This window comes from Sutcliffiella halmapala (assembly GCF_050107295.1).
Lineage (GTDB): Bacteria > Bacillota > Bacilli > Bacillales > Bacillaceae_I > Sutcliffiella_A > Sutcliffiella_A halmapala_A.
Genome location: NZ_JBNIKR010000058.1, coordinates 1 through 232, shown reverse-complemented (window position 1 = coordinate 232; position 232 = coordinate 1). Strand labels below are relative to the sequence as shown.

Genomic DNA, 232 nt, shown 5'->3' with positions numbered 1-232 from the left:
CTGAAAGATGATCAGGTAGATAGGTTCGAGGTGGAAGCATGGCGACATGTGGAGCTGACGAATACTAATCGATCGAGGACTTAACCCAAAAACAATGAACGACACTTGTGAATCTTGGTAAGAAAAAACGTTATCTAGTTTTGAAGGAACATCCTTCAACTGAATATGTCTGGTAATGATGGCGAAGAGGCCACACCCGTTCCCATACCGAACACGGAAGTTAAGCTCTTCA

At 43.5% G+C, this 232-nt stretch carries 2 rRNA genes; both read left to right on the top strand.

Annotated elements, in window-relative coordinates:
- Positions 1-88 (top strand): 23S ribosomal RNA (locus tag ACQCT5_RS23065); the annotation flags it as partial.
- An 80-nt stretch (positions 89-168) separates the two neighbouring features.
- Positions 169-232 (top strand): 5S ribosomal RNA (gene rrf, locus ACQCT5_RS23060); the annotation flags it as partial.